Genomic DNA, 9744 nt, shown 5'->3' on the forward strand with positions numbered 1-9744 from the left:
GTATACCATCCAGCGATTTAACAAATTCCTGATGAACGGGATGCGGACCATATGAACGCAGCGACGCAAGGTCTTCAAACGTTACCCGTAATCCGAGAGTATAGCCCTTAATATTTTCAGTTTCTTCAGTTACGTTGATGCCTGCACTTATATCAAATATCCCGGGGATACGATCCCGAAACGATAACAATTGATCCAGCAATTCCTGTTGCTTGATTGGTGTGACATTAGTATTGAACTTGAATACAACGAGATGTTCGTACATCGCTAAATTGCTCCTTTTTTAAGCTTAATGTTGTGGTGCTATAGTTCTTACGTTAGTTTAGTCTGCTTCCACTATTGAAAGCCAATAATATAAAGGATTCCTGTCACCAGACTGCATTAATCGTAATTCCAAATGAGCCGTCCCTTTCTTATCTTGGCAGCATAGATGATTTGTCCACTATGAAAATGAACCAATAACTCAGGTCTGGATTTGAGATGTTCAAGATATTTTATAAGTATATCAAAAGCATCCATGGTCTTTTTTAAAGCTTGTTCTTTTGACATTTCTAGCCCTTTTTCGAATTATCTATCCCTATCTCTTACGTCTGGAATATCCAGCAGAATAGTTTCGACTCGAGAGTGAACCGCTCCTCTAATATGGGCAATTAGGTTAGCAATGCTATTACTTTCCGATGTTGGGGAAGAAGTAATGTCTTCTTGGGACAATTGTTCAATGGCTTGAAGTGTCCATTTCTTTTCTGACCTAAATTTAACTAGCATACTTTCAAGTAGCTCTAAGGCGATCTCCATTTAGAATCCTCCCAGTAATTAGGAATATGTATAATCATATCAAACGAATGTTCCCTAATTCAATCTTTACTTGAACGAATAAAAAAAGAGCAGTCGCGAGGCAAGCTCCTTCACTATCGTTTTTACGTTAGTTTAATATTGGATTAAAATAGCAGCATTAGTGTACTTCTATAACCACGCTACCGAATAGCTTTTCATCTACATAAGCTTCTAGTCTCCATAAACCTTTTGAAGGTAAAGTCATTGTTGAAGGCATTTTACCTGCCATATCATTATCTTTTATATTTGTATTTGGAATACCAATACTACCTTCAAATACATTTACTTTCTCTCCAGTTTGTTTGCTAACTCCAACAATCTTTACTTTTTTACCAAATAAATTTTGCGTATCTTGTGGTGTATCATCCCAAAAATGCCACATATACTTTTGTTTTTTCCCAGGATAAAACCGATCTACCTCTTGATCGTTATAAATGAATCCTATTTTTCCTTGTTCACCTAACAGCATATAATTATCGGCTTTAAACATACTACTTATTTGCCATGATTCGTCTTCGTTTAATACTTTTGGGCTTTCCTTGGTTATTACGGTGGTATCAGTTTTAGAACAACCGATTAAGAACAACAGCAAAACTATAAATCCTAATTTCAATCTCATAATGTCACCTCCTGTAATTGGATGAAATTTTTGCACGCTGTGGCTCTAAATATATCAATATTACCACATCTCGATTTTCGGGACATAAGGGTGAATGGATTCCTACAAAGTGAACCATAATTATGTATTATTCTGCTACTATGGAGAACATATCAATTTCATGTCTTCCTTCGGAAATCTGTGCAACTTCTTGTCTTTCGAAAAGGACAAGAAGTTGTATCCATAAAAATAAAGAAACGCGTAAACCGCGGCTTCTTATACATATATGTTCTTATCCTCCTACATCCGAAGCTATTGTTGGCTGCTTCCCTGCTACTGAAATGCTTCTGCAAATTCGTTGTAACTGCTAAAGAAGTTTTACAAACGATTTAAGTGGATTTAGCAGCGTGATTATGTCGGAAGTTCTTATTGTGTTTTGTTTCGGCAAAAGTTGATCTGGCGCTATTGCCCCGTTCCATCAAATTAAATGACTTATTCATTGATTTGAAACATTCTAAACCGACGGTTATTCTTCATTTCTCCAGCAAAGGCCCCGTTTTTCTGAGAAAATAAGTATTATACTGACCCCTAGAAACGGAACAGCAGCAGTCATGGACGTGAAAATAAAGTCCTAGACTGCTGCTGTTTTGTTGAAGTAACGTTCATCGTTAGTTTAATGGATAATAGCATTTCAATGCAAAAAAATCATGGGGTAACTCTGAAGAGTTTCTCTGAATGGGGACAAAAACAGTGGTCTAACCGTAACAAAATGGAGGTCGAAGCTGTTGCCGTGATGTTAAGTTGGGCACTTTATGGAGCCGCTATGCATTGGATGCAAAATCAAACTACACAGGCAAAAGATTATATAAATCAATTGGTGCAATTAATGAAAAATGGTATTCAATTGGACAATGCAATGTCTATATGATTTGCTAACATTCCCCATTATTCTTCCAGATACTTTAATGAAAAACGGCAGCTGACCATCAAGTCAGTTGCCGTCGTGTTGTTCTATTCAACTATCGTTCGCCGTTAGTTGAGCATGCAAATTCCTCTCCATAATCAAATTGCTTTAGGAGTCCACCAAATAGGGTTTCGATTAATTCATTAAATTGTTCTGTATTCACTCGTATACCCCCAATAATTAACATTTCATATTAGTAGCAATGATCGCATGTGTGAACAAGTTACTACATTGAAAGCTAATTGTAATAGCTCAATTTGTCTTTGCGGATTTTTTTCTTCATTCCCAGCTAAAACGTAACTTAAAGTTCCTGCTGCGACATTCATACAGTATGTGTTAAAATCACCTACCAAGAAGTTTTCACTATCCGGCAGTCTCATAAAATCAGAGCGGAAATCAGCCTGAACCTTTTCATTTTGCAGTTGTTAGATCTCATTATCCAAGAATAGTGACACCTCTTTATAAACATTGTTAATCCGATTGATTGCCGTCAGTTATCTCGTCGTTGAGCTAATCTCATTAATCAAGAAAGTTTACCTTCCATACATTGGTACCMGCCTGCTTTCGAACTCCAATAGCCATAACTCCTGTTCTGTCCTCGCCCTCCACTGCTGTTACATAATACCTTGCACCAATAATTAAACTGCTAGAATCCGTGGCGGAGGATGGGGGATCCACACTGTAATAGTATATTTTCCGGTCAGTTTCCCACATCCAATTGTAAACATTAATGAATTGGTCCCCCTCCCACAAAGTAGCGAGAACCTTGCTATCATGGTTCTGCCAAGCATCTAGAAATTTTTTAATTACCTTAAGTGCGTCCGGATCACCTTCTAGACCAAGGATGGAGGTCGTTTCGAACCGATGCCAGCTGGCTCCATTGTCAGTGGTTTCTATGTATTCAGTTACTATTCCCCCATCAATTTTATAATCAGTCCGGACKGTCCCCCGGCCATCACTGCCTATGTAAGGAAGATAACTCACTCCCGAATCAAAACCTTTTTTGTGAGGCAAATTCACCTGCTTCCAATTGACTCCCATATCCTCTGTCCTGTAAAAAGGAACCACCTCCGCCATCTTTAGCGAAGAKGTGATAAAACCCTTCCCGTCCATTTGAATGGACATGCTAAGAACCTCCCCTCCTATCATCTCCGTCAAGTCCGCAGCCCGAATCCATTCCTCACTGCTTTGGTTAGAACGGTAAAGCGTTTTACGAACCATTCCATTGCTTTCTGGTTCTGATTGCAGCAAGATCCATGAGTTACCCTCTTGATGGAACGAAGCTTGAATATGGTCCGGCGACACCTGTACCTCCCACTCATCCAGGGTAGGTAAAGGGACTGAATTCCATTGTTTGCCTCGATCATCAGTTCGATACAACTGAAGTCCCTTTTGGATGGAACGGTCAACAGTCCAACATGTCAGGTCCCCTTCGTGATAATAAAATAACCGATTACCGTCGGTCAGTGGCATAGGGAACCCTTCCAACACAACTGGGGTGAGGGCAGGATCCTGTGTGGAGTTTACTACAGAAGTATCCAATGGAATGGTGATGGCTATGGGAGCAGCATCTTTGCAGCCCGCCAACAACACCGTAATAAATAGAATGTTTAGAAAAACGGTAATGCATTTCATTGTAAACCCTTCCTCCTTGTAGAAGCTTATCCAATTAGAAACCAAACTCCGTTATCTCAATCGATTTTAAAAGTAACAAAGAGTCCACTGAAAAGTGATAATTTAGCTAATTTCAAGTTAAACGCATCCCCTAACCCTTACACTTTTATATTACTATATATTGGAATTTAATTGGCTGTTACTTGAATGAAGAAAAAGGAGCTGCCGCGATGCAGTCTCCTCCACTAAAGTTTCTCGTTAGCGGAATGAACTAGAATTTCACTATCTCTATTTTGAAATTTGAATAGCTGAAATATTACCATTTTCACMCATTTAAAATATTTCAGAAAATATTCAACGTATGCTGCTCGCTATTATCGTTGAATGAAAGACAGCTGCCGATACATTTTCGGCAGCTGTCTTGTTGTTCAAGGCACTCTTTATTTTCAAGGAATTAGTATCATTTAAACATTCACCAATTCGTTGCTGTACAATATTTCCACTAGAAGTAACTACAATATGCAACTCTCCAAGTATACCTATAAGGTTACCGTTTTCGTTGCAACTTTTTCTCTGAACGTCAGATCATGCTCAACAAAAACCATTGTTGGATTAAAGCTTTTAATAAGTTCTTCAATTTGTATTCGTGAATAAACATCAATAAAGTTTAGAGGTTCATCCCAAATATATAAATGAGCTTTTTCACATAAACTTTTAGCAATAAGCAACTTTTTCTTTTGTCCACCAGAATAGTGAGATATATCTTTTTCAAATTGAATACGGTCAAAATCCATCTTTCGTAGAATAGATTTAAATATCGGTTCATCAATCTGATTTTCTTCAATAAAGTCTGATAACTTTCCCATTAAATGAGAGGTATCTTGCTGTACATAAGAAATGACAAGACTTGAACTAACGCTCAAAGTACCTGTATGATGGAGCGGCATTCCTAGAATTAGTTTTAAAATACTACTTTTTCCGCTACCATTCTTTCCATCAAGCACTACCCGCTCTCCTGCTTCAACATAGAAACTTATCGGCATATTAACTATTTCACCTTCATAGCTAACAGACACGTCTGTTAACTGAATTAGTTCTTTAGATTTGTACTCTAATGGCTCTAATTGTAGTGACTCCGTTTTTTCCACATTTTTTAGCAAAGTTGACTTTTCTTCAATAGCTTTATTTTGCCTTGATTCCAGGTTCTTTGCACGTTTCATCATTTTTGCAGCTTTATGTCCTACATACCCCTTGTCCAATTTAGAACCAGAATTCGTTGTACCATTTTTGGAAGCTTCTACTTGATTTGACCAATTGGCTGAACGTTTTGAAGATTGTTGCAACCTTCCAATGTCTTTTTGTAAACGCTCATTTGTTTTTTCCTCATGCTCCTGCTGTCTATCAAAATTCAGCTTCCAAGAAGAATAATTACCACTTTGAACTTCGATATTGGCTCTATTTATTGACAAGATGTGGTCCACACAGCCATCCAAAAAGTTTCTATCATGTGAAATTAAAATGTATCCTTTTTTCCTTTTTAAATAATTGGAAACGATCTTTCGTCCATTGATATCTAGGTGATTGGTTKGCTCATCAATTAATAAAAATTGCCCTTCATTCAAAAAAAGTGCAGCCAGCAAAACCTTCGTTTGTTCCCCATTCGATAAAGTTTCGAAAGGTCGGTACATCACTTCAGCATCAACATCTAAATAAGATATTTCACGAAGATACTCCCAATCTTCTGCCTGAGGACATATCTCTTCTAATATTTCATATGTGAATCTGCTTTTATCCGAGACTGGATATGGAAAATATTTAAATTCAACTGAAGAAATAATAGTTCCGTTGTATTCATATTTTTCTAATAATAAATTGAAAAAAGTTGTCTTACCTCGACCGTTGCGGCCAATAAATCCAAGCTTCCAATCCGTATCTATTTGAAAAGTAACATCTTCAAAAATAGGATCAAAGCTGCTGGGATATGAAAATGTCAGGTTTTGTACATGAATCATTGACATGGTAGGTTCCTCCTTTTTATAACACACTATTTCTTTATAAAAAGTCGGTTCATATCCATCTATTCTCATTTACTCCGTATAAGTTAAATGGATACTAACGACTTATACGGAGTGAATCATGTGTAACAACCGTTTCAGTACTCATATGCTCCCTCCTTTATAAAATTCTAAATCGCTGTTCGTGGGACGAAGAGTGTAAAACTATCGCAGTAAAAAATAAAGAACTACAAGAAAGGTACCTTTCTTGTAGCTCAAATAAACGAATACAGAATCTAACCCATTTAATGGGATAGATAAAATTATTTGAGTGAAGAGAATAAGTATCTTTCTCGCTTAACAAAGAATAAAACATCTCAGCTTATGTTTTATCATTCGTAAAATAGCAAGAAATATTACATTATCCTTCTCATCTCCCATTGATTTATTAAATAATATCCTAACATAACATATTTCACATTTCAACTTTACAACTTGTAGGCTCCAAGTGAGGAAGGATTTATTAAACAATTCTTCCCGTTAGTTGAGAAAAGGCAGCGGTCCGATTTGGTCAGCTGCCTTCTCATGTTCATATTCAACTCTCGGTTGCAAAAGGTTAGTATTTGATATCATTACAAACTGTTCCCTTGCTCTACACGTCTTTTTTTACTTCTTTCAATTATTTAGTCGATGGGCATATCATTTTAATGTCTTCCAGCTCTAACATTTGAGATCTCTCGACTAAACTGCTTAATGGGACGCTTTGCTCGTTTTCTGGTTTATCCAAAGGATAAATTCTGGCGGTTTCATTCTTTTCGTCGACATGCTGGATGTAGATTGGTGTTCCGTTATAAGTGACATCAATCATGGTAGGTGAAACTGCAATCTCTTGTGCGCGTTGATTGTTCATTTTTTGGCCTCCTTCACGTACTAGTTACATTATTTGTATATGTGAAAGGATGTATTCATAGAAAGGCAGATACTTAACTATCGTTATCGGTTTGTTTAGTTCTTACACCGTCTTTGGATTTACATAACATCCCCTTCACTATGGAGAGTAAATTAGTTATTCATTATAGAACCAACCCAAACATCTCCGACTTTAACGCTATACGTTCTATCTGAATCTCCATCATTAAGATGAATTGTTTCGACTTTATAAGCCTTACATTTAATAGCAACTACTTCGCTTTCACTCATCCAACCTCGCTGGATATTGTCAATTAGATCGCTTTCTGTGTAAACGTCGGTATCAATATGTAGGTACCAATCGAACATTTCTAACTTTTCTCTCAGGTAAGTATACTTATGAAAAGGAAATTGTTTTTCTTGACTTCCAACATCAAATGTTTTGTCGTAAAAGTGAAGACAATCTTTATAAGCAGCTACCAACTGCGAATTGATGATGAATGGGTCAAATATCCATAACTTTAGATAAAAATCTTCATCTAGTTTTGATAACTTCTCATGCCAGATTCGATAAACATCCAACATCGCTACAAGAAGAAGCCGATTGTACCAAACAAGAGGATTCCTGCGTTGGATGGCTAAAATGGGTGAATCCAAAGTTTTGCATAATCCCTTTGGTACTGATGTAGATGTTCTATGTCTAAATCAATAACTCGTTTCTTCCACTTTTAAATTTTTTTGACGTGTTTTTTCCAGCCTCTAATTTTTTTCTTTTTGCTTATGAACAACTATAACCCTCCAAATAAGAAATCTAATGAGATGTATTCGCGAAGGTTTTTGAACGCCTTCCTACGGTGAGAAAAGGCTACCGATCCACACACATCCTTGTTTTGAAGAGGTCTAAATTACCTATGACTATCTCATCATGACCACGCTCTACTGCCCGATAGCTTAACGGCATCATGGGGCACTGGCGAAAGTACTTCGTTAGGGTAAAATAGCTTCCACCCCCATTTGTCGTGCGGATCGAAATATCAGTTATAATAGAAACAAAAGTTAGTATCGTTGATTGAGACCATGAACGTCAAAAAACTAGGGGTTGGAGTGTTGAAAAATCATATAAGAGTAAATGGAAGATTGCTTCAAACCAACAAGAAGTTTTCCGCTTTAAAGCTGAGACAAAAAGAGTGGATCGCTTCCTTACTAAGAAGTAAAACGATCTCTTTGATATTCGAGCATCAACGACAATTAACACGTCTAGAACGCGAACGGTTATTGCAKGAGACTTTAATTGCAATAGAGCAAAAAGGAATTTGGATACCTGATTACGAAGTCCGTGGTTATTTTGACAGCAGGGTTCAGCGATATTATAAATCATTTTACAAACAACAGGCTTTATCTGAAGATAATTCTTCATCCAATTGAGAATGGAATTGAAAACTACCTACATCAATYCCATTGTTTATCGGTTAAGGCAGCTTTTACTGGTCGAATACTATTCTGCTCGTAAATACAGCAAGGCTGCCGATGATCGGCAGCCTGTTTTAACATTGTGCTATCGTTCTTGCGTTAGCGTAGCTAGCCATTTGATCCGAGTTGGAGTATAGCGGGCCTGAAATATTTCCCTACCTTCTCAAGCTCATTCATTACGTATCATATTCTATCTTCATCTAGAAACCAGTTATCCTTGGAAGTACCTGTCTTGTCAATCACTGGACTTACATAAAAAATTGTCTCTCTTGGAAAAATAATTTGATATGTTAAAAGTGCTCTACGTGCGTGATAGTTTTTACAAACCAATACTACTTTTTTAGGGTTTAACCCTTTCTCTTGTAATACTTTTAAAGAGAATCGTGCATTTTCAAAGGTATTAGTTGCTTTATCTTCTTGAAGTATTGCTTGTGGAGGTACACCTAACGACACCCCTACATTTCGCAAAAACTCCCATTCAGTTGTTTCTACATGTCGGGTGACACCACCAGAAGGCAGGATCAACGGAGCGATACCTTGCTGATATAACATTGCGGCTCTTTCCAGTGAAATGGAAAAGACATATAAAAATCTCCCTTCTAACCATACAGGATAGATTAATTCATTTTTTGTCTGAAGTTTTTCAAAAAGCACGACTTATTACTTGACCATGATACTCCAATACGTCTAAAGCCCTTATTCGTTCAACCTGGCTTAATGAAGAAATATCCGCCCATTTATATTCAGAATGTTCGGAACTAAGTTTTATTTCCGCATCCTCTGGTAAGGAACAGCGAAAATTTCAACTTGTGCATTAATACTACTACGATAATAAAATCCCGCGATTTACGCGGCCTCTAATGTCACCCGACAGCAGCAGCAACCCAAATAAGCCAAGCGCACTACAGAGTCGCTTGGTTAGAAACTGTAGCACCTCTGTCTTGTCGTACGACAACTTGGAGAGTACGTAGTTAATCATCCTGCCCCCTTTCAAAAATAGTAATCCTTGTATTACTAAATGAACTTTTGCCAGAACCATATGCCTTTTCCAAAAACGATGGAAGCTAATTCTCTCGTCAGCGCTTTCGAATTGGTTTCCATTTGATTGCTCAAAACGAGAATGGTTAGGTCATCGTCAATGTATCTGGCAAGGTAATTGCGAAAGCCGTTCGGATACCCACCCGAATGGCTGACATTACGGTGTCCGAATGTTTCGAGCACATACCAGCCATAACCGTATTTGTAAGGGAAGCTTCTGGAATAAACGGTATACATTTTATTTTGTGTTTGTGATTGTAACAGTTTATTACTTTTTAAAGCCTRATCGAATAAATAAATATCCTGTGCAGTCGATGTAATAT

The 9744-nt window shown here is 37.3% G+C and carries 12 protein-coding genes and 1 pseudogene; 2 read left to right on the forward strand and 11 right to left on the reverse strand.

Features of this window, described 5'->3' with window-relative positions:
- The 3 genes from AC1DLM_RS33330 to AC1DLM_RS33340 all read right to left on the reverse strand — a co-directional run.
- Positions 1-265 (reverse strand): Dabb family protein (locus tag AC1DLM_RS33330; protein ID WP_477572382.1); only part of this gene is annotated, 265 nt, incomplete at its 3' end.
- Between the two features lie 302 nt (positions 266-567).
- Positions 568-795 (reverse strand): DUF1572 family protein, encoded by a 228-nt coding sequence (locus AC1DLM_RS33335; protein WP_477572383.1) that lies wholly within the window; start codon positions 793-795, stop codon positions 568-570.
- A gap of 157 nt (positions 796-952) precedes the next feature.
- Positions 953-1453, reverse strand: a complete 501-nt coding sequence (locus AC1DLM_RS33340; RefSeq protein ID WP_477572384.1) for a DUF4871 domain-containing protein — start codon at positions 1451-1453, stop codon at positions 953-955.
- Between the two features lie 673 nt (positions 1454-2126).
- Between AC1DLM_RS33340 and AC1DLM_RS33345 the strand changes: the two genes are divergently transcribed.
- A complete protein-coding gene (locus tag AC1DLM_RS33345; RefSeq protein ID WP_441992515.1) occupies positions 2127-2360 on the forward strand; it encodes a hypothetical protein in 234 nt (77 codons plus the stop codon).
- Between the two features lie 224 nt (positions 2361-2584).
- On the opposite strand, the gene AC1DLM_RS33350 is transcribed toward AC1DLM_RS33345, so the two are convergent.
- From AC1DLM_RS33350 to AC1DLM_RS33370, 5 genes and pseudogenes are all read right to left on the reverse strand, one after another.
- Positions 2585-2818: a YxiJ family protein gene (locus tag AC1DLM_RS33350; protein WP_441992519.1), complete on the reverse strand. Its 234-nt coding sequence runs from the start codon at positions 2816-2818 to the stop codon at positions 2585-2587.
- Positions 2819-2915: 97 nt separating this feature from the next.
- Complete coding sequence (locus AC1DLM_RS33355; protein WP_441992514.1) at positions 2916-4031, reverse strand: beta propeller repeat protein; 1116 nt, start codon at positions 4029-4031, stop codon at positions 2916-2918.
- A 518-nt stretch (positions 4032-4549) separates the two neighbouring features.
- Positions 4550-6028 carry an Lsa family ABC-F type ribosomal protection protein gene (locus AC1DLM_RS33360; protein WP_477572385.1) on the reverse strand — a complete coding sequence of 493 codons (1479 nt, stop codon included), beginning with the start codon at positions 6026-6028 and terminating at the stop codon, positions 4550-4552.
- Positions 6029-6740: 712 nt separating this feature from the next.
- Positions 6741-6914: pseudogene (locus AC1DLM_RS33365) on the reverse strand (small acid-soluble spore protein H); the annotation flags it as partial.
- A gap of 152 nt (positions 6915-7066) precedes the next feature.
- Entirely contained in the window at positions 7067-7570 is a 504-nt protein-coding gene (locus AC1DLM_RS33370) for a hypothetical protein (protein ID WP_477572386.1), read from the reverse strand.
- Between the two features lie 450 nt (positions 7571-8020).
- On the opposite strand from AC1DLM_RS33370, the gene AC1DLM_RS33375 reads away from it, so the two are divergent.
- Positions 8021-8338, forward strand: coding sequence for a hypothetical protein (locus AC1DLM_RS33375; protein WP_477572387.1), 318 nt, complete (start codon positions 8021-8023; stop codon positions 8336-8338).
- 228 nt (positions 8339-8566) lie between these two features.
- Here the strand turns inward: AC1DLM_RS33375 and AC1DLM_RS33380 are convergent, their stop codons facing one another.
- From AC1DLM_RS33380 to AC1DLM_RS33390, 3 genes are all read right to left on the reverse strand, one after another.
- Complete coding sequence (locus AC1DLM_RS33380; protein ID WP_441992510.1) at positions 8567-9037, reverse strand: YdcF family protein; 471 nt, start codon at positions 9035-9037, stop codon at positions 8567-8569.
- A 169-nt stretch (positions 9038-9206) separates the two neighbouring features.
- Entirely contained in the window at positions 9207-9362 is a 156-nt protein-coding gene (locus AC1DLM_RS33385) for a hypothetical protein (protein WP_441992509.1), read from the reverse strand.
- Between the two features lie 35 nt (positions 9363-9397).
- On the reverse strand, positions 9398-9744 hold a 347-nt coding region (locus AC1DLM_RS33390), incomplete at its 5' end, for a serine hydrolase (protein ID WP_477572388.1).

It is taken from the genome of Paenibacillus sp. 01T442, assembly GCF_056398345.1.